Origin of the sequence: Ruania alba, assembly GCF_900105765.1 — a bacterium.
GTDB lineage: Bacteria > Actinomycetota > Actinomycetes > Actinomycetales > Beutenbergiaceae > Ruania > Ruania alba.
Map to the genome: position 1 here is coordinate 1096527 of NZ_FNTX01000002.1, position 23212 is coordinate 1119738.

The 23212-nt window shown below is 68.6% G+C and carries 14 protein-coding genes and 2 riboswitches; of the genes, 7 read left to right on the plus strand and 7 right to left on the minus strand.

All coding sequences use genetic code 11. The annotated features are described in order from the left end of the window. Nucleotides 1–55: 55 nt before the first annotated feature. Entirely contained in the window at nucleotides 56–1201 is a 1146-nt protein-coding gene (locus tag BLU77_RS15520; RefSeq protein WP_089773970.1) for a glycosyltransferase family 2 protein, read from the minus strand. A 288-nt stretch (nucleotides 1202–1489) separates the two neighbouring features. On the opposite strand from BLU77_RS15520, the gene BLU77_RS15525 reads away from it, so the two are divergent. The 5 genes from BLU77_RS15525 to BLU77_RS15545 all read left to right on the plus strand — a co-directional run bounded on the left by BLU77_RS15525 (nucleotide 1490) and on the right by BLU77_RS15545 (nucleotide 12474). Next, nucleotides 1490–3967, plus strand: a complete 2478-nt coding sequence (locus tag BLU77_RS15525; RefSeq protein ID WP_089773971.1) for a helix-turn-helix transcriptional regulator — start codon at nucleotides 1490–1492, stop codon at nucleotides 3965–3967. 186 nt (nucleotides 3968–4153) lie between these two features. After that, complete coding sequence (locus BLU77_RS15530; protein ID WP_089773972.1) at nucleotides 4154–8950, plus strand: SdrD B-like domain-containing protein; 4797 nt, start codon at nucleotides 4154–4156, stop codon at nucleotides 8948–8950. Between the two features lie 197 nt (nucleotides 8951–9147). After that, nucleotides 9148–9888, plus strand: coding sequence for a hypothetical protein (locus BLU77_RS15535; RefSeq protein WP_089773973.1), 741 nt, complete (start codon nucleotides 9148–9150; stop codon nucleotides 9886–9888). A gap of 31 nt (nucleotides 9889–9919) precedes the next feature. Continuing rightward, on the plus strand, nucleotides 9920–11239 hold the full coding sequence (locus BLU77_RS15540; protein ID WP_175477141.1) for a right-handed parallel beta-helix repeat-containing protein: 1320 nt from the start codon (nucleotides 9920–9922) through the stop codon (nucleotides 11237–11239). Next, the gene (locus tag BLU77_RS15545; RefSeq protein WP_175477142.1) at nucleotides 11236–12474 is read left to right on the plus strand and encodes a Dyp-type peroxidase; all 1239 of its coding nucleotides are present in this window, start codon (nucleotides 11236–11238) and stop codon (nucleotides 12472–12474) included. Before BLU77_RS15540 ends, BLU77_RS15545 begins: the two co-directional genes overlap by 4 nt. A 3-nt stretch (nucleotides 12475–12477) precedes the next feature. Here BLU77_RS15545 and gcvP read toward each other — a convergent pair whose 3' ends face one another. From gcvP to BLU77_RS15575, 6 genes are all read right to left on the minus strand, one after another. Continuing rightward, the gene (gcvP, locus tag BLU77_RS15550) at nucleotides 12478–15291 is read right to left on the minus strand and encodes an aminomethyl-transferring glycine dehydrogenase (protein ID WP_245709008.1); all 2814 of its coding nucleotides are present in this window, start codon (nucleotides 15289–15291) and stop codon (nucleotides 12478–12480) included. A 68-nt stretch (nucleotides 15292–15359) separates the two neighbouring features. Continuing rightward, nucleotides 15360–15740, minus strand: a complete 381-nt coding sequence (gene gcvH / locus BLU77_RS15555; protein ID WP_089773977.1) for a glycine cleavage system protein GcvH — start codon at nucleotides 15738–15740, stop codon at nucleotides 15360–15362. Continuing rightward, nucleotides 15737–16963 (minus strand): glycine cleavage system aminomethyltransferase GcvT, encoded by a 1227-nt coding sequence (locus BLU77_RS15560; protein ID WP_089773978.1) that lies wholly within the window; start codon nucleotides 16961–16963, stop codon nucleotides 15737–15739. Before BLU77_RS15560 ends, gcvH begins: the two co-directional genes overlap by 4 nt. 16 nt (nucleotides 16964–16979) lie before the next feature. Then, the gene (locus tag BLU77_RS15565; protein WP_089773979.1) at nucleotides 16980–18482 is read right to left on the minus strand and encodes an L-serine ammonia-lyase; all 1503 of its coding nucleotides are present in this window, start codon (nucleotides 18480–18482) and stop codon (nucleotides 16980–16982) included. 34 nt (nucleotides 18483–18516) lie between these two features. Further along, nucleotides 18517–18629: riboswitch (glycine riboswitch) on the minus strand. Then, nucleotides 18630–18718: riboswitch (glycine riboswitch) on the minus strand. It abuts the riboswitch before it with no gap. Between the two features lie 122 nt (nucleotides 18719–18840). After that, nucleotides 18841–19254 (minus strand): hypothetical protein, encoded by a 414-nt coding sequence (locus BLU77_RS15570; protein ID WP_089773980.1) that lies wholly within the window; start codon nucleotides 19252–19254, stop codon nucleotides 18841–18843. Next, nucleotides 19251–20471 carry an ROK family protein gene (locus BLU77_RS15575; protein ID WP_175477143.1) on the minus strand — a complete coding sequence of 407 codons (1221 nt, stop codon included), beginning with the start codon at nucleotides 20469–20471 and terminating at the stop codon, nucleotides 19251–19253. Before BLU77_RS15575 ends, BLU77_RS15570 begins: the two co-directional genes overlap by 4 nt. A 155-nt stretch (nucleotides 20472–20626) precedes the next feature. On the opposite strand from BLU77_RS15575, the gene BLU77_RS15580 reads away from it, so the two are divergent. Both BLU77_RS15580 and BLU77_RS15585 read left to right on the plus strand, forming a co-directional pair. After that, nucleotides 20627–21922, plus strand: coding sequence for an ABC transporter substrate-binding protein (locus BLU77_RS15580; RefSeq protein ID WP_175477144.1), 1296 nt, complete (start codon nucleotides 20627–20629; stop codon nucleotides 21920–21922). Beyond that, nucleotides 21919–23211, plus strand: coding sequence for a sulfatase family protein (locus BLU77_RS15585; protein WP_089773982.1), 1293 nt, complete (start codon nucleotides 21919–21921; stop codon nucleotides 23209–23211). The genes BLU77_RS15580 and BLU77_RS15585 overlap by 4 nt, the downstream gene beginning before the upstream one ends. The last annotated feature ends 1 nt before the right edge of the window (nucleotide 23212 follow it).

Sequence of the window (23212 nt, forward strand, 5' to 3'; positions counted from 1 at the left end):
AGTTTCTCCTTGGTGTGGTTGATCAGAATGCGCGGTGTGCTGGTGTGTCGTCAGATCAGGTGTGCACCCACTCTCCTTTCTTGCCCGAGACGCAACTCACGGCGGCGGCGCAGAAGATGGCGAGGAGGAAGACGTTGTAGAACGGCTCCACCGTGAGGGTCAGGATTCGAGCACGCCTGCCCATCCGCCAGACCATCGCCATGTTCGCGAGCAGGATGCAGGCCGCCAGCCCCACCCAGAGTGGGGAGAGGGTGAACCCGCCGATGCCGAGCAGGATGGCCACGAGGATCACGTGCGCCGCGACAGCCAACACGGAGAGGGTCAGGCCGGCTTGCTGACGCCAGTACACCCACCGCATGTGCCACGGCATCCGTGACCCGTAGGCCTGCAGGTTGCGGAGCGCGCCGAGGTACCAGCGGTGGCGCTGCTGCCACAGCATCGACGGGCTTTCCATCACGTCTGTGGTGGTGGTCATCTCCACCGGGGAGAGGCACTGGTAGCCGCACGCCAGGAGTGCGAACGTGAGCTCGTTGTCCTCGGTGAGGCTGAAGGTGTCGTAGAAGGAGGAGCCGGCAGGCAGTGTCTCGCCGTCGCGGCAGGCTTTCACAGCCGTCAACGCGGCCACGCTGATCAGGGCCCCGGTGCCGCTGAGTACGAAGGCGCGCTCACCGCGCTGGACGATTTCGCGCCGATAGCGGTAGTACTCCATGCGCTGCAAGTAGCCGACCGTGGTACTGCTCTCGCGCCCGATGAAGGCGCCACCGACTCCGCCGACCGTGCCCGTCAGGCGCTCCGAGGCGACCTCGATGAACGTCGGGGACAGGGTCGTATCGGCATCCATGGCGAGGATGGCGTCGCTGTTCTCCAGCAGCGGCACCACGTACTCGAGCGCCATGTTGAGAGCACCGGCCTTCTTGTCCCGGTTCGGCTCGGCCAGGAACACCAGCGCACCGTGCTCGCGCGCGACCGCCTCCGTGCCGTCCGAACAGTTGTTGGCGACGACGACGGTCGCGGTCGGCTGCACCGACTGCTGCGCGACGCTGGCGATCGTGGCCCCGATCGAGCTCGCCTCGTTGTATGCGGGGATCAGGACGATGATGCGACGCTCCCGGGTGGCACGCGCGATGGCCTGCGCGATGAGCAGCCGGTCGTCGGAGCGGTCGGTCGTGGAGGCGTCGATGGTCGGGGCGAGCGTGGTCAACGAAGATCCTTCTGTGCGTAGAGACTGGCCAGGTGTTCAGCCGTATGTCTCTGTGAGGCACAGGGGGATCTGGATATGACGTGGTCGGGATATGACCCCGGTCACGTCACGTGGTCGGAGGGCGGGCATGATGGTCGTCGGAGCGCCCGAGAAGTGACTGCTTGTACGCGCGTACAGGTGCTCGTATAGACTGCGAGGCGGCTAGGGCAGCGAGGTCGCCTCGGTCATCAGGCCCGGTTGGGCAGGGCCGGGCGCCGAGTTCGCTCCGAACTGAGAGTGTCATCGCGAATGCGACAGGCTGTGGCTCCCCGGCACGCTCTGGAACGAGTCCTGCCCGGCCCCGATCTGGCTCACCTTGCACCCGGGGAGTTGGCGCTGCTGTCCGGCCCGTTCGGGAGCGGCAAGTCCACGTACGTGTCGCAATGGCTGGCCGCGAGCGAGCACCGTTTCCTGTGGTGGACACCGAGCCGAGCACTGCCGAACGCCGCCGACGCGCGAGAACTCGCGCCGGACGTTCTGGTGTTGCGTCTGAGCGACGCGGACGAGCGTGACGCACAGTTCGTGCTGGACTGCCGCCGGCTCTGGCCCGATGCACGCATGGTCGTGCTCAGCCCCTACGGGTGGCCGAATGTCTTGCACGACTCGGACCTGCGGGTCGAGGTCGCCGTCACCGCGCGCGGCTTGTGCTTCACGCCGGAGCAGACCGCAGCCTGGGCGCTAGAGTGCGGCGTGCCGATCACCGACGCGCAGGCTGAGGAGATTGTGGTCGAGTCCGGCGGGTACGCGATCGCTGTGGGTGCGGTGATCCAGGAGACCGTGGAGGCCGACGGTTTTGACGAGAGCGTCTGCGCCCGGGGGTGCGACCGTGGCGTCGCGGAGCTTGCCACAGCCGCCTCGGCGGGAATCGTGCCGTGGGCGTTGTGGGAACTGTTCCTGATGAGCGCCGATGCCGGTGAACTCACGGTGGGTGCGATGGAGGAACTCTGGAGCACGGCGCTGCACGGGCCGGAAGGCTTGCGGGCGATGCGCAACGCCGGATTCATCGGAGAGCAGGGCCGCGCCGGCTACCTGGGACTGCCTGGAGCGATCCGCGAGGCGTGCCGCCGTCGGATCAGCACCGACCTTCCGCAAGCACGCCGTGCGGAAGTCGGCGTGGCGCTCGCGGACTCGTTCGCAGCCGCCGGCCGCCTTGACGACGCTCTGGCGGTGCTGCGTAGCCCGGAGCTTGCGGAGGTACGCCTCGATTTCACGGCCAGGCATTGGGCGCGTCTGCATGAGCTGCCGGCCGGCCAGGTCCGAGCGCAGCTCACGCATGCGGGGCCGAACCCGGATCCGCGGTTGCTGGTGGCGCATGCGCGCGCCATCTGTGACGTCCTGCAGCGAGATCACCCGGGCCATCTGACACGACTGGACCGCGAGCGCGCGACGTTGTTGCTCGACCAGGCCGGCCGACGAATCGACCAGTTGGATGACACGGCTCGTGCCGTGCTCGCATCCCTGATGACAGACGAACGCGGGCGGCGACGCATCAACGAAGCCGGCGAGGATGCCGTCGCCGGTGGCGACGTGTCGTGGCTGGTACGACCCGCACTGGCGATCCAGAACGGTGTGGTTGCGCTCGGTGATGGCCGCAGCGGGGCAGCCGGCGATTACTTCGCTGCCGCTGCGCACGAAGCGCAGAGCTCCGGTCTCCCTCGGCTCGCCGGGATGGCCGACGACCTCCGGGTGCTCGTTGAGCGATTGCAGGATGACCCGCTACCGGTGCATCGGGCTGCAGCTCTGCCGAGCAGCTCTGCCTCTGGTGGCTCACAAGTGGCGCGGCTCATCCGGCTGATCTCGGCGGTCGAGACGCTCGACGTCCCGGTGCTCCAGGAGGTGCTCGTGCGGCCCGGCGATGTGCCGATACCAGATGAGCCGGTGGTCCTGCACGTCATGCAGATCTATGTGCAGGTGCTCGCGCTGATGGTCGTCGGGAGCTCGCGCACCACGCTCGCCCACCTCGACGTGGCGAGTTCTGCGGTGACCGTGGAACTGTCCACGTTCGAGTCCGCCATCCTGACGTTGACCCGCGCCACGGCCCTCGCCCACGCCGGTGAGACGTCGGCGGCTTGGACGCTGCTTGCCGAGACGTTTCCCAATCCGGCATCTCACGGCGATGTCGAGTTGCTTCGGACTCAGATCTTGATCGCTCAAGGCCGCGATGACGAGGCACTTCGACGGCTCGACGACGCGGTGCACCGCTCCGGCGGGCAGCTCGGGCGGAAGGGCGCCTGGGCGCACATGTTGCGCTCGGTGGCGTACCGACACCTGGGTGATCACGAGGAGTCGAACCGATCCCTGACCGTTGCCATCATGGCGGCGGCGCGTTCCCATCTGCTCTTCCCGTTCGCGCGCATGGGACGCAGCGAGCTCACCGCCGTTGTGGCGCAGGCGCAGCGACTCGATCTGGACGCCTCGTCCCGAGCCCTGGTCGAGCAATTGACGGCGGCCCATGACGCGCTGCGTCGCACGCGAGGGTTGGTGCCGCTCAGCGAACGTGAGGCGGTGTTGTTGCGAGCTCTGGTCGGCATCGACAGTGTCCGGCGGCTGGGTCGGGAGCTGCACGTCTCCCCGAACACTGTGAAAACCCAACTACGGAACCTGTACCGCAAGCTGGAGGTATCCAGCCGGGCCGAGGCACTGCGAGTGGGTCGGCTGATGCGGCTCATCCCACCCGAGGGCGACGACGCAGTCGTGGCTGGGAACGAGCGCCTCGGTCCACTCTGAGACGTTCGGAAAGCCGGTCCAGGTCAGTTCGAGATCGCCGTGCGGTCCGCGCGGCATCACCCCGGTATCACCCTGCGATCACCCCGAAGGGCCTGGCCGCAGTGCTCCGCTGGACAGTTGGATGAGGACGGGCGCCCGGGTTGCGGTGTTCACACCGAAGTACCGCTGGGCGGGGGAAGGCATCAATTGCGCGCGAGAAGAAGTCGACGGAGCCGATGGGGCGTCGCATCAGCCACGGGTGTACTGATCGGTTCCCTGGTCAGTGCCGCGGGCCTGGCTGGAGCGGCCACGGCCGCGACCGGTGATGAGATCACCGGATCGGTCTGGCAGGACTATGACGCCAACGGGGTCTTCGACTCCTATGAGGACGGACTCGGCGGGATCGAGATCGTCGGCTATGACGCCGGCGGTACGGTCGCCGGCCCGGTCGTGAGTACGGCGGACGGGACGTACACGCTCCCGGTGACCTCGGACGCGGCTCGGTGGCGGGTGGAGGCCCACCTGCCCGAGGGTCCCGAGTGGGACCAGTGGCGACCCTCCGCCGTCGGGGGTGACGGCGAGCTGACCAACGGCACGACGGTACAGATGGTCACGGTGGCCGACGGCGTGGGTGCTGATGGTGCGGACTTCTCCTTCCATGTGCCCAGCGCGTACGTGGAGAACAACCCCTATGTCTTCCTGCCGGAGTACCGTTTCGGCGCCTCCGACGGCCCTGCTGCCGACCTGACCGGAGGCGAGGCCATCCGGTACGACGCGATGAGCAGCACGTCGACGACGCCGGTGCCGACCACCGTCGGTGTGCCCTTTGGTGATATGGGGGCCACCAACGGTTCCGCCTGGCAGCGTGCGGCCGAGCCCGGCGGCCTCGGGCAGCTGTTCACCGCGGCGTACGTGCGCCGCCACGCCGGGCTCGGACCAGGCGGGATCGGGGCGATCTATCGGGTGGTGCCGGACGGCGACAGCATCGAGGCACCGACCGCCTCGGCAGAGGTGTTCGTGGACCTGACCGCATGGGGTGTCGATGTGGGCAGCGACTCGGCCCCGGGTGCAACGACCGGTGATCCGGTGGGGCTGCGCCCGACCGTGACCGCCGAGAACCCCGCCTACGACTGGGTTCGGGACGCGCAGGCGTTCGAGCGGGTCGGCCGCGAGGGGCTCGGCGGGTTGGCACTCTCCCCGGACGAGACGCAGATGTTCGTGGTCAACCTGCACAATCGGTCGCTGGTGCGCATCACCACCGGGTCACCGGCCACCGAGGTGCAGAGCGTCGACGAGTTCGACCTCGGCTTCGAGGGCGACATGCGCCCGTTCGGGGTGTCCTCGGACCCCGTGACCGGCGCCATGTACCTCACGGTGACGAACACGGCCGAGTCGACGCAGGACGCGGGCGATCTGATCGGCCATGTCTACCGGTTCTTCCCCGACGATCCGACGGCCCTCGAGCTGGTGCTGGAGGTCCCGCTGGACTTCGCCCGTGAGGCGCGCAACGGTCAGGAGGTCGATTGGCGGCCGTGGATCGGCACGGTCGACGACCTGGGGCTGGACACGGATGGCCCGACCGTCGGTGGCAGGTGGCCGATGCCGATGCTCGCCGACGCTAAGATCCTGCACGGCCAGATGGTGCTCGGGGTGCGTGACCTCTGGGGCGACCTCGTCGGGTCCCACACCCTGCTCGGGCCGGACCCGGCGAGCGAGGCGGACAACACTGTCGTGACGGTGGTCCGCTCCTATGGTGACGTCTACCTGGCGGACGACAACGATGATGGCACCTTCACCCTGGAGAACGACGGCGTGGTGGGCGGTGTGTCCGGTGCGGGAGCGGCCAACGAGCTCCTCGGCCCGGGCGGCTACAAGTACTTCGACGACTCGTGGGCCCAGGACGGCGGTGGCTGGAGCGACACCGGGCTGGCGCTCGGTTCCATCGTCACGATCCCGAGCCGTGATGACGGCGTCCTCACCACCGCCATCCATGCCGCGAACGGGTCGAACCAGGTGGGTGTGCGCCGCCTCTTCCAGGACACCGGGGCGAACTTCCAGCCTCGGGGTGCGCTCGTCATCCAGAACGAGAGCCCGCACGATCCCTCGCCTACCCCGAGTGTGACGTCCAAGGGCAACGGGCTGGGGTCGGTCTCGATCGCTGCCTCCGCGGCGCCGATCGAGATCGGTAACTACCTCTGGTACGACGCCGACAACGACGGCGTCCAGGACCCGGATGAGGCTCCGGTCGAGGGTGCCACGGTGAACCTGTATGAGGTCACCGGTGATGGAACGCGCACGCTGGTCAGCAGCGCATTGACCAATGAGTGGGGCGAGTACTACTTCTCATCCTTCGATGAGGGCTACCAGTTGATGACCAACACCGACTACGTGGTCGGGGTGGACAACCCGGATGATTACGCGGCGGGTGGTCCGTTGGAGAACTGGTACCCGACGGTGCCCGACGTCGGTGCTGCGGTCGATCCGGATCGGAACGACTCCGACGGTCTGGTCGAGGAGAGCGACGGCGGGTCCTTCCCGTTCGCCGCGATCACCACTGACGGCCCCGGGGAGAACGACCACACGATCGACTTCGGCTACGCACTCATCGACTATGAGTTCGACAAGCGGATCGTCTCCGGGCCGACGCAGTCTTCCGATGATGACGGCACCTGGGTGATCGAGTACGACCTGGTCGCCGAGAACCTCGGAGGGATCGACGGGGCCTATGGCCTGAGCGATGATCTGACCGGCTACGGCGAGGGCATCGTCGTGGCGCGTACCGAGGTGGTTTCCGGGCCAGACGGCGCGGCGCTGAACCCGGACTGGGACGGCGTCGACGACATGCGGGTGATCACGGAGGACATGCCGATCGCTGCAGGGTCCACGATCGAGAACGAGTCCGAGCATGTCTATCTGCTCCGCGTGACCGTCGCGCTCGCCACGGATCCTGAGACCGGCGATGCGGTCCTCGATCCCAGTCAGTTCGGGTGCGCCCCGGACCAGGGAGGTGACGACACCGCCGGGCTGTTCAACGCGGCCGCGATGGATCCGGTCAACAGTGACCAGCTGAGCGACGACGAGTGTGCCGATCTGCCGGTGGTGACGCTGGACAAGACGGTCACGGCCGAGCCCCACCCGGTGGACCCGGTGAACAACCCGGGTGAGTACGAGGTCACCTACGGCTTGACGGTCACCAACGAGACTGAGACCGCGACCAGTTACGCCCTCGCGGACCGGTTGCGCTTCGGCGCGGGCGTGACGGTGGTGGCCGGCTCGGTCGTTGCCGAGAACACTGCTCCGGGCGATGTGGCGGTCAACCCTGCCTATGACGGCGGGAGCGAGCCCGTCATCGCCACGGACGTCCCGATCGCGGGTGGGCAGGTCGACACCTACACGGTGACGGTCCGGTACGCGGTGGACCTTCCGGGCGAGGCGATTGATTCGGATCCCTCGAGCTGCGGCGCCATCGGATCCGACGACCTGACCACGGGTCTGTTCAACGAGGCGGTGACCTCGTTCAACGGCTACCGGGACTATGGCGATGCGTGCCGTGAGGTCGGTGAGGTCACCCATGACAAGGTGCTGGTCTCCGCCGAGCCGGCGGGCGAGGGGCAGTGGGAGATCGTCTACCAGATCGAGGTGAGCAACAACGGTGTCGAGCAGGTCGGGTATGACCTGGACGATGAGCTGCACTTCGGTGCCGGGATCGAGGTCACCGATGCTGCGATCACCGGTTCGCCGGAGGACGTGGCGTTGACGGATCCGGCGTGGGACGGCAGTGCGTACACCCGGGTCGTCACTGGTGCGACCATGCCCGGTACTGATGACGAGTGGTATGCCCCGCACGTGTATGAACTGACGGTGCTGGCCGATGTGCCGCTGACGTTTGCTGATCCGGTGGACGGGGTGGATCCGGCCACGTGTGGTGATGGTGCGGTGGATCATGCTGATCCGCAGGCGCGGGCGTTCCTGAACGTGTCTCACCTGATCGATGAGGCCGGAGCGGTTGAGGGTGATGATGCGTGCGCGGCGCCGCCGGAGTTCGCGATCGACAAGACCACCGACTCCGCTTCTCCTGCACTGCAGGGTGACGGATCCTGGTTGGTCACGTACGGCATCGAGGTCACCAACACCGGTGGCCTGTCGGGCGAGTATGACCTGGCCGATCTGCTCAGGTTCTCCGACAGCATCGAGGTGCTGGAAACCGGGGTGACAGTGGCTCCGGAGGGTGTGGAGGTGAACGATTCCTGGATCGGGAGCGAGGATGAGCTGGGTGGTTCGCTGATCGCGGCCGACGTTCCGCTCGATGCGGGTGTGGTGCACTCCTACGAGGTGCAGGTTTTCGTCACCATCGATGACCCGAGCGATCCGGCAGCGGTCACCGAGGCGTTGACCTGCCCCGAGCTGGGGTCCGATGAGGTCGGCGGGTTGAACAACCAGGCGGGGATCGGGCACAACGACCTGGTCGCCGACGACGTGGCCTGTGCTGAGCCGGCAGTGATCGAGCTGGACAAGACGATCGCCGATGGTCCGGATCTGGACGCCGACGGCGCGTACACGATCACCTATGAGATCGAGGTGACCAACGCCGGGGTGAACGACACGGCGTATGACCTGGCCGATGAATTGGCCTTTGGTGAGGGCATCGTGGTGACCGGTTCTGAGGTCACCGCGGCGCCCGAGGGTGTGGAGCCGTCCCAGACGTGGTCCGGGATGGGTGCGGGGCAGGATCTGGTCATCGTCACGGGGGTGCCGATCGTCGCTGGTGGTGTGCACGTGTATGAGGTCACCGTGACCGGCACGATCGCCGAGGAAACCCTGGGTACGGCAGCCATGGGGTGCCCGCCCGCAGGCACCACCACCGATGGCGGCGGGTTCCTCAACGTCGCGACCGTGACTGGGGCCGGCATCGTGCTCGATGACGACGCCTGCGCCAGCCCGCCGCCGGAGTTGCCCTCCACGGGTGCCGACGGCCTGACTCTTCTCGCACTGCTCGGGGGATGACCGTGCTCGCCGGTGCCGCCATGGTGACCGTCCGGGCCCGGAACCGGCTGGCGAACTAGCCCGCCGCCGAGTCGACGGTGACCGTCCACCCTGGGCGGTCACCGCCGGACCCCGGCCCCGGACCAGGCGCCCCAGCCCAGTCCGGGGCCGATGGTTTCCCACCCACCCCCGCGTGCTTGGATGAGGACCGAGGAGACATGAGCAGCAGCCGCCGAACGCCCCGCCACCGGTTCCCGGCCATCCTGAGCATCCTCACCGCGCTCCTCCTGCTGGTCGGCTGTGCTGAGAGTGGCGATGACACCCGCCCGCTGAGCGCGGAGGAGTCCGAGCTTCTCGCCCTGACGCGGTTCCGCAACTTCGACGCCGGTGTGCGTGAGGCGATGTTCGCCGTGACCGACTCCGGCACCCGCTACGAAGTGGACGCCTGGGTCGACTTCCCAGCCGGCACCGGGTACGGCACCGTGACGAGTCCGGCGACAGGGGAGTCGTCGACCCTCGCCTGGACAAGCCAAGGGGTCGCCACCGGTGCCCCGAGCCGCCCCGGAGCGGCACCGCTACCGCCCCCTGTGGACGGCTGGACGTCCTCGTCGCTGGTCCCCCAGCAGTCTCGCCTGCACGCCGTGCTGGCCGTGCTGATCACCCTCGGCAGCGACCGCCCGGACAACCCCGTGCTACTCACCCAGACTGATGCTCGCTGGTTGCGGGAGGACACCATCGCCGGGGCCGACGTGACTGTCTTCCGTGGCCCCTCCTCCGACACCGTGGCGACCGCCGATGCGTCCGGGGCCGACGGGGCCACCGCGGAGGTGCGCTACTGGGTGTCCGCCGACTCCACGCTGCACCGGCTGGAGCTATCCCTCGGCGGCGGAGCAGAGTGGGTCACCGTCGATCTGAACGACGCCTCCGACGTGGCCTTCGACCTCACCCAGCTGAGCTGACCGTCGCATGACCACGACCGAGAGGATGCCGATGCGTCGGTCACGAGCACGCCGTCCCGCCACGATGCTCGCAGGCCTGCTCGCCGGATGCCTGGTGCTCGCCGGATGCCAGGACGGCTCTCCTGCGGAGGCGAGCTCCGCCGTCGTGCGCGTGCCCACTGATGCGGCGACCATCAGTGCGGCCATGGATGAGGTGGCCCCAGGCGGACTCGTGCTCGTGGAACCGGGCACCTATCCCGAGGAGGTGACGATCGACGTCGAGGACGTCACGTTGCGGGGGACCGATCGCAACGGCGTGATCATCGACGGCGGAGGGGTGCGTTCGTTCGGGGTCGTCGCCACCGCGGACGGGGCACGTATCGAGAATCTCACCGTGCACTCGGCCCTGTTCTACGGGGTGCTCGTGACGAGCATGCACGACGAGACCGGTCCGCTCGCGCATGGCGGCCCGGGGTACACCGAGCTCGATCCGGCCGACTTCCCCCCGTTGGAACGGTTCGCTGTCGATCACGTGACCGCGTTCAACAACGGTCTCTACGGGATCTACGCCTTTAACGCGCGGCACGGGTCGATCACCGGTTCCTACGCCTCCGGTTCGGCGGACTCCGGCTTCTACGTTGGCCAGTGCGAGGACTGCGATGTGCTGGTCTCGGGCAATGTCGCCGAGCGCAACGCCATCGGGTTCGAGAACGCGAACGCCTCGGACTCGGTACTCATCGCAGGCAACCGGTTCAGCGGGAACCGTATCGGGATGACGCTGATCTCCAACTATCAGGAGGCGTTCACCCCCCAGCGTGCGAATGTGGTGGTGGGTAACCTGATCAGCGGCAACACGAGTGCCGAGTCACCGGCACACGCTCTCGGCGGGTTCGGGATCGGTGTCGGGATCAATGGCGGCCAGGACAACGTGCTGGAGAACAACCGGATCGAGAACAACCCAGCTGCCGGGGTGCTGCTGACCAACACCGAGGATCTGCCCGCCCGTGGGAACGTGGTGCGCGCGGGGGTGCTGGGCGGTAACGGGGTGGATCTGGTCGACGGTTCGGCCGAGCGGACGCCGTCGGCCGAGAACTGCCACGAGGGCCTTGGCGAGGTGACTACGAGCCCGTCGTCGCTGGCCGACGCCGTGTGCCCGGAAGGCATTCCCGACGGCGGAGGGGGCCAGCCGATGGAGGTGGACGTGCCGCAGGGGATCAGCTTCCTGCAGGTGCCCGAACCACCGGAGCAGCCCAGCCTGCCAGTCGACGAGCAGGTGCCGGAGCCGCTGCCCGCCCAGGTCGTCATGCCGGATCCGGCCGAGTTCGAGGTACCGGAGCCGGGCCTGTTGGCCGACCGGGCAGGTGTGGAGTGACCGGGCGCCCCGACCACCCGGAGAGCACAGACGGCACGGATACCGCTGCGAGCACGGCGGAGATCGCGTCGCCGGCCGGCGACCTCACCCCGGCCGCACCACCACGCCGGCATGTGCTGCGCGGCCTGGCGATCGGCGCCGGGTCCGCGGGGCTCGGTGCCGTGGCCGCGACCGCCTGGGCGGGCCGTTCCGGGCCGGAAACCCACCTGCGCGAGGACGTCCGCGCACCGGTCCCGGTCTCGCCACACGGTGACCACCAGGCCGGCATCGACAGGCCCGCCACCCCGCCGCAGCACGGCTGCGTGACCGTGCTCGATCTGGACCGTCACGGCGCCCCTCAGGTGCGGTCGATGCTCGCTGCCGTGGGGGAGGAGATCACCCGCCTGACCACGACCGGGACTCCCGAGCTCCCTGACGGACCGGGAGACGTGACCGTCACGGTCGGGATCGGCCCGGCCGTGGTGCGCTCACTCCGCGGACCGGACGTCCCCGGTGCACAGGCGCTTCCCCGGTTCGACAGCGACGCCGACCTGGACGAGCAACTCAGCGGCGGCGACCTCTTCCTGGCCGTCTACGGCAGCGACCCCAACGCCACGGCGGACGCCATGGCGGCGGTGACCTCCGCCGTCGGCGGTGGCGAGGTGCGCTGGGGCCAACGGTGCTTCCGCGGCCCGGGCCAGGGCACGATCGTGCGCAACCCGCTCGGCTTCCATGACGGTGTGATCGTGCCACGCAGCACGGAGGAGCTCGCCGAGAACGTCTGGATCCCGGACGGGCCCGCCGCCGGTGGCACCGTGCTGGTGGTCCGGCGGATCGTGCTGGACGCGGAGGCGTTCCGCAGCGAGCCGGTCGCCCGGCAGGAGCAGATCGTGGGCCGCCGCCGCTCCGACGGCGCGCCCCTCAGCGGCGGCGGGCTCACTGATGAGGTGGATCTGCTTGCCAAGACCGCCGACGGTGAGTTCCGCACTCCGGCGCGTTCGCACGTGCGTGCCGCGCACCCCTCGTTCACCGGCAGTCAGCTCATGCTCCGCCGCGGGTACGCCTTCGACAACGGGGGCGCGGATTCCGGTCTGCTGTTCATGTGCTTTCAACGCGACCTGCGCACGTTCGTGCGCACCCAGCAGCGCCTCGATGACAGTGACGACCTGATGGACTACACGCGCGTGAGCGCGAGTGGCGCCTTCCTCGTGCTCCCCGGCTTCACATCCGATCGGCCGCTGGGCTCGACCCTGTGATCCTCACGAACTGAACGCCTCGATCGGCGGGCACGAGCACACGAGGTTCCGATCCCCGTGCGCCTGGTCGATCCGGCGCACCGGAGGCCAGTACTTCGCCGCGGTGACCCCGGCCGGGTAGACGGCCTCCTCGCGGGTGTACGGGTGGGTCCACTCGGTTGCGATCGACGCCGCTGTGTGCGGGGCGTTCACCAGCGGGTTGTCGCCTGCCGGCCATTCCCCGGCGGCGACCCGCTCGGCTTCCGCCTTGATCGCGGCCATCGCGTCAGTGAAGCGATCCAGCTCGGCCAGGTCCTCGGACTCGGTGGGTTCGACCATGAACGTGCCCGCCACGGGGAAACTCATGGTCGGGGCGTGAAAGCCGTAGTCGATGAGTCGTTTGGCCACATCGTCCACGGTGATCCCGGTGGCCGCCTTCAGCGGGCGCAGGTCCACGATGCACTCGTGCGCCACCCGTCCATGGTCCCCGGTGTACAGGATCGGGAAGTGCTCCCCGAGCCGTGCGGCCAGGTAGTTCGCCCCGAGCACGGCGGCATCGGTGGCCTCGGTGAGGCCCTCCAGCCCGAGCATCCGCACATATGCCCAGGAGATCGGCAGGATCCCGGCGGAGCCATAAGGCGCCGCTGAGACAGGGCCAACACCCTCGGACGGTTCCTGAGCGTATGGGTGCGAGGGCAGGAACGGTGCCAGGTGCCCTTTCGCCGCCACCGGCCCGACGCCGGGTCCCCCACCGCCGTGGGGGATCGCGAACGTCTTGTGCAGGTTCAGGTGCGAGACGTCTCCACCGAGGTCACCGAATCGGGCATGCCCGAGGAGGGCGTTCAGGTTCGCGCCGTCGATGTAGACCTGCCCACCGGCCTCGTGCACGGCCGCGGTGATGTCCAGCACGTCGTGCTCGTAGACACCGTGCGTGGAGGGGTAGGTGATCATCAGGGCGGACAGCTGATCGCCATGCTGGGCGATCTTCGCCTGCAGGTCGGCCAGGTCGACGTTGCCCATGTCATCGCAGGCCACCACGACCACCCGCATCCCGGCGAGTACCGCCGAGGCCGCGTTGGTGCCGTGCGCCGAGCTCGGGATCAGGCACACGTCACGATCGTGGTCCCCGCGGGAATGGTGGTAGGCGCGGATCGCGAGCAGCCCGGCCAGCTCACCCTGCGAGCCCGCGTTCGGCTGCAGGGACACCTGGTCATACCCGGTCAGGTCCGCCAACCAGGTGGCCAGCTGGTCGATCAGCTCCAGGTAGCCGCCGACGTCCTGCGCCGGGGCGAACGGGTGGATCCGGGAGAACTCCGGCCACGTGATCGATGCCATCGCCGTGGCCGCGTTCAGCTTCATCGTGCACGAACCCAGCGGGATCATCCCGCGGTCCAGTGCATAGTCGGAGTCGGCCAGACGCTTCAGGTAGCGCATCATCGCCGTCTCGGAGTGGTGCGTGGAGAACACCGGATGCTCCAGGTAGTCCACCTCCCGGCGCAGCTCGGCCGGAATCGGCCACTCGTGCTCGTCACCGGCCGGGAAGGCGCCCACCGTGGCGAAGGCCCGCTCGGTCGGTCCGCCGAAGGCCGCGGCCACCCGGTGCAGATCGGTGTGCGTGGTGGCCTCACCCACTGACACCCCCACGGTGTCGGTATCGACCTGCCACAGCTGCACGCCCAGCTCGTGGGCGGTAGCCACCACCTCGGCGGCCCTGCCCGGCACGCGGACCCGCAGGGTGTCGACGAATGACTCGGTGATCACCTGCGCCCCCGCGTCCACCAGCCAGGAACGCAGCAGCATCGTCTTGCCCAGCACGTTCTCGCCGATCGCCCGCAGCCCGTGCGGCCCGTGGTAGACCGCGTACATCCCGGCCATCACGGCGAGCAGCACCTGCGCGGTGCAGATGTTCGAGGTCGCCTTCTCCCGGCGGATGTGCTGCTCGCGGGTCTGCAGCGCGAGCCGGTGGGCGAGGTGACCGTCGGCGTCCTTGGACACGCCCACGAGCCGGCCCGGAAGCTGCCGCTCCAGACCTTGCCGCACCACCATGTACCCGGCGTGCGGGCCACCGAAGCCGAGCGGCACCCCGAACCGTTGGGTGGACCCGACCACCACGTCCGCACCCATCGATCCTGGCGAGGACAGCAGTGTCAGCGCCAGTGGGTCCGCCGCCACCACGGCCTGCCCACCGGCCGCATGCAGCGCGTCGATCGCAGCACGCGGGTCCCACACGGTCCCAGAGGCGCCGGGGTACTGGATGAAGCCACCGAACACCTGCTCCGGCAGTGCCCCACCACCGGCGAGATCGACCTCCACCAGCTCGATCCCGAGTGCCTCCGCCCGCATCGTGAGCACTGCCTTCGTCTGCGGCAGCGCGTCGGCGTCCACCACGAAGGTGTCCCCGCCGCGCTTCACCGCCCGGCGTGCCACCAGCATCGCCTCCACGACGGCGGTCGCTTCGTCGAGCAGGGAGGCGTTCGCCGTCGGTAGCCCGGTCAGGTCGGCCACCATGGTCTGGAAGTTCAGCAGTGCCTCGAGCCGGCCCTGGGAGATCTCCGGCTGGTACGGGGTGTAGGCGGTGTACCAGGACGGGTTCTCCAGCACGTTCCGCTGGATGACCGACGGGGTGATCGTGTCGGAGTAGCCCAGACCGATCATCGGGGTGAGCACCCGGTTCTTCGCGGCGAGAGCGCGCAGCTCGGTCAGCACCTCAGTCTCGGTGGAGCCGGCTTGCGGCACACTCGCACCGGCCTCGCCGAGCCCGCGGATCACACCCGGCACCGCGGACTCCATCGTCGCTCCGACCGGGTCGTCCCCCGTGATCCCCAGGCTTGCGGCCATCGCTTGCTGGTCAGTGGGGGAGGGACCGATGTGCCGGTCGGCGTAGGAGTTGCGGCGGTGGGGTGTGCTCACGACGCGCCCCCGGTGATCGCCACGTACGCGTCCCGGTCCAGCAGCCCCGTCACCTCGGCGTCGACCCGGACCCTCACCAGCCATGCCTGGTCGAAGGGGGAGGAGTTCACCAGCGCCGGGTCGTCGTCCACCGCCTGGTTCACCTCGATCACCTCACCGGTCACCGGTGCGTACAGCTCCGAGACGGACTTGGTGGACTCGATCTCCCCCATCTCCTCCCCGGCGGTCACGGTGGTGCCGACGGCCGGCAGGTCCACGAAGACGACGTCACCGAGCTGGTCGGCGGCGAAGTCGGTGACACCGATGGTCGCCACATCGGCGTCGATGGCGATCCACTCGTGCTCGGCGGTGTAGTGCAGGGTGTTCAGGTCGGTCACTTCTTCCTCCGGTAGAAGGGCGGGGTGGTCACGGTGGCGGGGATCCGCTTCCCGCGCACGTCGATGGTCAGGGCAGTCCCGGGTTCAGCCACGGCCGGGTCCACAGAGGCGAGGGCCACCGGATGGCCCAGGGTGGGGGAGAGGGCACCGCTGGTGATCTCTCCGACGGTGGTCTCGCCGTCGTGCACGGTGTAGCCGGCGCGGCCCGCGCGCCGGCCCTCGGCCACCAGGCCCACCAGCACACGCGCATCCGGGCGCTCCTCCAGCGCCGGACGACCCACGAAGTCCCCCTTGTCGCGCGGGATGATCCGGCCCAGGCCGGCCTGCGCGGGCACGATGTCGCGGGAGAGCTCATGCCCGTACAGCGGCATTCCTGCCTCCAGGCGGAGCGTGTCCCGGGCGGCCAGCCCGGCCGGTATCAGCCCGTGCGGCGCACCCGCCGCCAACACCGTCCGCCACAGCGCCACCGCGTGCTCGGCGGCCACGTACAGCTCGAACCCGTCCTCACCGGTGTACCCCGTGCGGGCGAGCAGCAGCGGCGTCACGCCCGCACCGGCGCCTTCCTCACCGGGGGTGACCTTGTGGTCGGTCTCGGCCCGATCATCGACCGCACCCTCACCCGGGGTGAAGGTGGCGTCGGTCCAGGCGTAGTTCTTCACCTCCGCGAGCGGCATGCCCATCTCGGTGATCGCTCCGGAGGCCACTACCTCGTCGAGGATGCCGACGGCGGCCGGCCCCTGCAGCGCGATCAGCGCGTAGGAGTCGGAGTCGTCGGTGACGGTGGCGTCGAAGCCGTCGGCGCGTGAGGTGAGCTCCGCCGCCACGGTCTCCCGGTTGGCGGCGTTCGCGATCACCAGGAACTTGTCCTCAGCCAGACGGTAGAGCACGAGGTCGTCGATGATGCCGCCGCTGGCGGTGAGGATCATCGTGTACTTCGCCCGGCCCACCGTCACCGCGGAGAGTCGCCCGGCGAGCGCGTAGTCCAGGAACTCCCCGGCCCCGGCACCGCGCACCACGATCTCGCCCATGTGCGAGATGTCGAACAGGCCGGCTGCTTCGCGCACGGCCTTGTGCTCGCCGATGTCGGAGGAGTAGCGCACCGGCATCCACCAGCCTCCGAAGTCGGTGAAGCTGGCCCCGAGCGCCTCGTGCTCGGCACGCAGCGGCGTCTCCCGCGGCTCGCCGGGCCCGCCTGCGTCGATATCGCTCGTCGATCCGGTCACGCTGTGTCCTCCCTGGTCAGCACTCGACCACGTTCACGGCGAGCCCGCCAGTGGCGGTCTCCTTGTACTTGTCGCTCATATCCTTGCCGGTCTGGCGCATCGTCTCGATCACCTGGTCCAGGCTGACCCGGTGCGTGCCGTCGCCCCACATCGCCATCTTCGCGGCGTTGACAGCCTTGCCCGCGGCGATCGCGTTCCGTTCGATGCACGGGATCTGCACCAGCCCACCCACCGGGTCACAGGTGAGGCCGAGATTGTGCTCCATCGCGATCTCGGCGGCGTTCTCCACCTGCTCCGGTGTGCCGCCGAGCACTGCAGCGAGCCCGCCGGCCGCCATCGAGCTGGCCGAGCCCACCTCGCCTTGGCAGCCCACCTCGGCACCGGAGATCGATGCGCGGGCCTTGTACAACGCCCCGATCGCTGCGGCGGTGAGCAGAAACGTCACGGCCACATCATCGCGTGAGGCACCGTGCGCCGTCGGGCCGTAGTGCACGGCGTAGTCGAGCACGGCGGGTATGACACCGGCTGCACCGTTCGTGGGTGCGGTCACCACGCGCCCGCCGGCCGCGTTCTCCTCGTTCACTGCCAGCGCCACCAGGTTCACCCACTCCTGGGCATAGGCGGGGTCGCGATCGGTGTCTTCCGCCCGCAGCCGTGCCGCCCAGGCAGGCGCCCGACGGCGTACCTGTAGTCCGCCCGGCAGCTCACCCTCGGCGGAGATGCCGGCGGCGATGCACTCGTTCATTGCCGACCGGATGTGCAGCACACCGGCTCTGACCTCGGCCTCGGTGCGGGTGGCGGTCTCGTTGCGCATGGCCACCTCGGCGATGCTCAGGCGCTCGCGGGTGCAGATGGCGAGGAGCTCGGCAGCCGTCTCGAACGGGAACGGCACCTCCGCCGTCCCGGTGCCGGCCGTTCCCTCTCCGGCTGGCTGCTCCCCACCGGGTTGGGCAAGGTTGCGGTCGCTCTCGGCCCCAGAACCGGCCGTATCCCTGCCCAACTCGGCGGGTTCGCGATCCTCCCGGACGATGAACCCGCCCCCGATGGAGAAGTACACGGCCTCATCCAGCACGACGCCGTCGGAGCCCAGGGCGCGCAGGCGCATCCCGTTGCTGTGCCGGGCGAGCACGGTGCGCGGGGAGAGCACGATGCGGTCGGCGTCGAAGGGCACTGTGGTGCGGCCGGCGAGGACGAGCGTGTGCTCGTGGGCGATCCGTTCGGCGCGCTCGGTCACCTCCTGGGTGCGGATCCGGTCCGGGGCGCACCCCTCCAGGCCCAGCATTACCGCCGTCAGGGTGCCGTGCCCACGGCCTGTGGCCGCGAGCGAGCCGTACAACTCCACCTCGAGGTGGGCCACGTCGGCCACCTGGTCCCCGAGCCGTTCGACGAAGTCCCGGGCCGCGCTCATCGGCCCCACCGTGTGTGAGCTGGACGGTCCGATCCCCACGGTGAAGAGGTCGAAGATCCCCACCCATGGTGCACGCGTCGCCGCTGGTGGCTGCGGGGTGGGTGCGGACATCGAGGAACTCCTTGCGTCAGGCGCGTCTGGTGGTTCCTCCCGCTCTGTACTGTGCCTGAGAGATTGTGCGACGCTGCCGTGCTGCGCAGTCCGCTTGCCCCGTCGGCGGGTGCCCTGGATGGATCCAGGCACCGCTCTCCAGAGTGACCTGCCGCCACGGTGCGTGGGCCTGAGAGATTCCCGGGAGGGGTTGCTCCTACGGCAGCCGCTGAGCGGCGTTCTCCCGTGACGGGTGCGCGGTCGGGTGAAGTTGTGGGGCCGAGTCTATCGGCGAACCGGCGAAGTTTCGACGGTGCTGAGCACATCACTGCCCCGCACAGGGCAACTGAGGGCTGTGGGCCGCCGATAGTTTCTCGGCTCAGTCGCTGAACCAGGTCCGGTGCTGCCACAGCAGCCCGCTCGCCACCCCGATCCACAGGATCGGACCGATGGCCTGCGGCCCGCCGACGTCGTAGACCACCGCCAGGACACAGCCGAACATCACCAACAGCCCCAGCGCCAGCAGGCTGTAGAGGGCGCCGCGGCGGCGTCGCAGGACGAGCGCGGCGAGCGTGATCGCGGCTGCGGCGGAGACGAGGAGGGCACCGCCGAGGAACGGCACCATCGTGCCGGCCCGGGTGCCGAGTACGGACAGCTGATCCGGCGTGACGCTTCCCAACGCCACGAATCCTGCACCGACGACGGTCATCAGGGCCGAGCCCAGGATGGTCATCGCCACGGCGGCGGTGATCCCGCCTGGTCGTACGGGCTGGTCTCGAGTGGGCTGGGTCATGTGCCCGCGGACTGATCGGCGGCAGCCAGGTTTCCGCTCGCCGGGGTGCCGCGTTCGATAGCCAGGGGCGCAGCGAGATAACTGTCGAGCGCGAGTGCCGCCGATGCCCGCGGCCATGTCTCCGGCCCGAACCGGGCGTGGCGGTGAACCCGCGCAGTGTGACCGGTCAGCTCGGCGTGACGGGTGCGGATCAGTTCCAGGCACTCCTGAATCTCGTCCTGCGTTCCGAGCGGTCCGCTGATCACTGTCTGATCTGGTTGGAGGAGGCCCATCAACAGCGGGACGAACTGCCCGAGCGCGAGCGCACGACAGCGGCGGAGGTCCGCGAGACCGGGGGAGTCCGCCGCCGCTGGTGGGTAGAGATCGCGCTGCATCGCATCGCTGGGCAGCAGGCCCGCGTCAACCGCCTGGGTGAGCAAGGCGTCGTCGGTGCAGGTGACCCGGACACATCCGGTCTGGCCGCAGTTGCATGGTGCCGTCGAGCCGGGGACGACCAGGTGTGAGACCACACCGCCACCGGTGGGACCTTCCAGCACGAGGGAATCACCTCGCATCTGGGCGATTCGCACGGATCGCCCGACGAGGATGCTCAACACGTTGCCGTCGTACCCGTCCCACCAGTGCTGGTCCAGCGCCAGAGCCTGGACGTTGGAGTCCACGCGGATCGGCAGGTCGATCCGGGCACGCAGGCCATCCAACAGCCCGGTGTGATCGACGTCCACCACCTGTTGGGGCCGGGGGCCCGCCCAGAACTCGTCCCAGGGCTTCGATACGCCGATGCCGAGAACGGCGTCGACACCCACGGCGTCGGCCACGTCGCGGACGAGGCCGACGACCTCGCCGATCCTTTCCTGTGACGTGTGTGCCGCCGTCGGCAGCGACCGGTACAGCAGCTGTTCTCCGCGCAAGGTGTAGGCGCCACAGGATGTGTGCTGGGGGTGCAGATGGGCACCGAGCAGGACCCTGCCTCGCTGCGGTACATCGATCGGGATGGTCGGCCGTCCGGCCGAGCGCCGCGGGCGGGCCTGCGGGATCTCTTCCAGGTCGCCGCGCTCGAGCAACTCGGTCACGAGCTTGGTGATCGTCGTGAAACTCGCGCCAGTCGACGCGGCGAGCTCCTTTCGGCCCAGTGGTCCCTCGGCGAGGAGGGCGCGCACGATCGCCGCGGCCGTCGAGTTGCGCTGACGGACCATCAGTTGCGTCGACGTGCCGGGCATTCGCACGAGTATACGAGAGCCTTCTCGGTCTGACGGTGGATGCCTGAGCAGGACGGCGGGCTGTTCACGATTAATCACATGCAGTTGACAAATGTGGGCGGATGCCGCGAGCATGTCGATCACGCCACCGATCAGACGCATTCGAAGGAGAAGCAATGGATCGCAACGCACGCTGGGACCCGTCACGACGGCAGGCCCTCGGACTTGCCGGCCTCGCCGCGCTCTCAGCCTCGGCATGTTCTCGCGGCGGAGGTGCTGCCCCGGAGGCTGACGCAGCATCGTTGCGGTACGCGTGGTGGGGTGACGACCTGCGCACTGAGCTCACCGAGGAGGCGATTGCCGCGTTCGAGGCGGAGCACCCCTCGATCGACGTCACAGGCGAGTTTGGTGGCTTCGACGGCTACTTCGACAAGCTTGCCACCCAGACGGCCGGCGGTGGCGGGCCCGACGTCTTCATGATGAACGAGTGGAACCTGCGTGAGTACGCCGATCGAGGTTCACTGGCTGATCTCACCGGCGTCAGCACCGACAACTGGAGCGATGGTGCCGCCGGAGGTGGGCAGGTCGGTGGGCAACTCTTCGGAGCGACCGCAGGTGTCGGCCTGCAGGCGGTCCTCGTGGACCCGGCGTTCTTCGAGGACGCCGGCGTGGAAGTGCCCGACGATACGACGTGGACCTGGGACGACTTTCGCGAGATCGGTCGCGCGCTCACCGACGGTTCCGCGGACGGATCGTTCGGCGTGACATATCAGGCCGGCGATCAGATCACCGCGAACTTTTACTGCGCGCAGCACGGCGCCCCGGTCTTCGACGAGGAGGGCGTCGGCGTCGAGGTGGATCAGGTGCGCGCCTGGTACGACCTGTGGCTGCAGTTGGTGAAGGAGGGGATAGCGCCCTCGGCCTCGGCAGCTCTTGAGGACGGTTCGGCCGGGATCGAGCAGTCGCTGTTCGCCCAGGGTCAGCTGGGCATGTTGTTCATCCCGACCAACTACCTCACCGTGTTCGAGGACCTGATGGAGCGGGAGTTGCAGTTGTTGCGGATCCCCACCAGGACCGGCCAGCCGGCTGATCTCGGAATGTGGTTCCGGCCGGCTCAGCTCTATTGTGTGGCAGCCACCTCGGAGCGCCAGGAGGAGGCCACTACCCTGGTGGACTTCCTCATCAACAGCACGCAGGCGGGCGAGATCCTCCTCGCCGACCGGGGGACTCCTCCGAACGGTGCTGTACGCGAGGCCATCGTGGATCTCGTCTCGGGAGCCGACGCCCGGGTGTTCGAGTACATGGATTCGTGTGAGCCCGATCTGTCCACCCCGCCGCCACCTCCTCCGGCCGGCGCCGGGGCCTATCCCGGCATCTTGGGTCGTCATGGGGAGGACGTGCTCTTCGAACGTGTCACGCCCGAGGACGGTGCGCAGGCCTTCGTCGACGACCTGACGGCGGAGGTCGCATGACCTCGGCCGACCGCCCGAACGTCGTCATCGTTCACTGGCATGATCTTGGCACCTACCTCTCGGCCTACGGCTACCAGGTGGACAGTCCGCACACCGAGGCGCTGGCCGGAGAGTCGACCCTCTTCACCCGGTGCTTCAGCGCCAGTCCGCTGTGCAGCCCTGCGCGAGGCTCGCTCTGGACAGGCCGGTATCCCCACAGCAACGGATTGCAGGGCCTGACCCATCGCGGATGGGAGTTCAACGAGGGCGAGCAGACCCTTCCGATGTACCTGGCCGACGCTGGTTACCGCACGGCACTGGCGGGTCTTCAGCATGAATCGAGTGACCCGACCAGACTTGGTTTCGACGAACTTCTCGGCCCGGATCGGGCCTGGGCCGAGGACGTCGGATCAGTGGCTGCGAGCTGGCTCGACGGGCGTGGTCCTGACGCCGATCCCTTCCTCCTCGTCTGCGGCATGGTCGAGGCGCACCGCGACTGGCCCGAGGACCGTTATCCGCCCACCGTGCCGCCCGAACAGGTGGACGTTCCGGCCTACCTGCCGGACAACGAGCACACCCGGCACGATCTGGCGGCCTTCGCCTCAGCCATCCACGTCGCCGACCAAGGTGTCGGGCTCATTCTGGACGCCCTCGCTCGCAATCATCTCGACCACAACACGATCGTCATCTTCACCACCGACCACGGTGCACCGTTCCCGGGCGCCAAGAGCACCCTGCATGACCCAGGGGTTCAAGTCGCTCTGATGATCAAGCTGCCCCCGACATGGCAGGGCGCCGGTCCGCGGACGGAGAACGGGCTGGTCAGCCATATCGACGTGGTTCCGACGATTCTGAACCTGTTGGAGATCCCGGTGCCTGATCACGTTCAGGGCCAAAGCATCGCCCGGTCTCTCTGTGATGGCGCTCCTCCGGAGCGTCGAGAGGTATTTCTGGAGAAGACCTATCACAGCGATTATGACCCGGTGCGCGCCGTGCGAACCGATTCCTACAAGTACATCCGTAGTTTCGAGGACCGTTCCGTGCTCGCCCTTCCGCCCGACCTCGAGTCCTCACCGACACGGAAGGGAATGGGGGACGCGCACCTGGGACCCAGGTCCCGCGAGGAACTCTACGACCTGCGGTCCGATCCCCACGAGATCGTCAATATCGTCGACGATCCCGAGCACGGTGACGCCGCTCGTCGGCTCAGGGGACGCCTCGAGGAATTCATGATCTCCACCGACGATGCGCTGCTCCGTGGCCCTATACCGCCGCCGGAGCCGGTCGCTGCCGGTCAGGGATCACGGTGAC

Coding starts and splice junctions, on each gene's coding strand:
- BLU77_RS15525 (WP_089773971.1), top strand. CDS start 1,490: ATGCGACAGGCTGTGGCTCCCCGGCACGCTCTGGAACGAGTCCTGCCC.
- BLU77_RS15535 (WP_089773973.1), top strand. CDS start 9,148: ATGAGCAGCAGCCGCCGAACGCCCCGCCACCGGTTCCCGGCCATCCTG.
- BLU77_RS15540 (WP_175477141.1), top strand. CDS start 9,920: ATGCGTCGGTCACGAGCACGCCGTCCCGCCACGATGCTCGCAGGCCTG.
- gcvP (WP_245709008.1), bottom strand. CDS start 15,291: ATGGCCGCAAGCCTGGGGATCACGGGGGACGACCCGGTCGGAGCGACG.
- BLU77_RS15565 (WP_089773979.1), bottom strand. CDS start 18,482: ATGTCCGCACCCACCCCGCAGCCACCAGCGGCGACGCGTGCACCATGG.
- BLU77_RS15570 (WP_089773980.1), bottom strand. CDS start 19,254: ATGACCCAGCCCACTCGAGACCAGCCCGTACGACCAGGCGGGATCACC.
- BLU77_RS15575 (WP_175477143.1), bottom strand. CDS start 20,471: ATGCCCGGCACGTCGACGCAACTGATGGTCCGTCAGCGCAACTCGACG.
- BLU77_RS15580 (WP_175477144.1), top strand. CDS start 20,627: ATGGATCGCAACGCACGCTGGGACCCGTCACGACGGCAGGCCCTCGGA.
- BLU77_RS15585 (WP_089773982.1), top strand. CDS start 21,919: ATGACCTCGGCCGACCGCCCGAACGTCGTCATCGTTCACTGGCATGAT.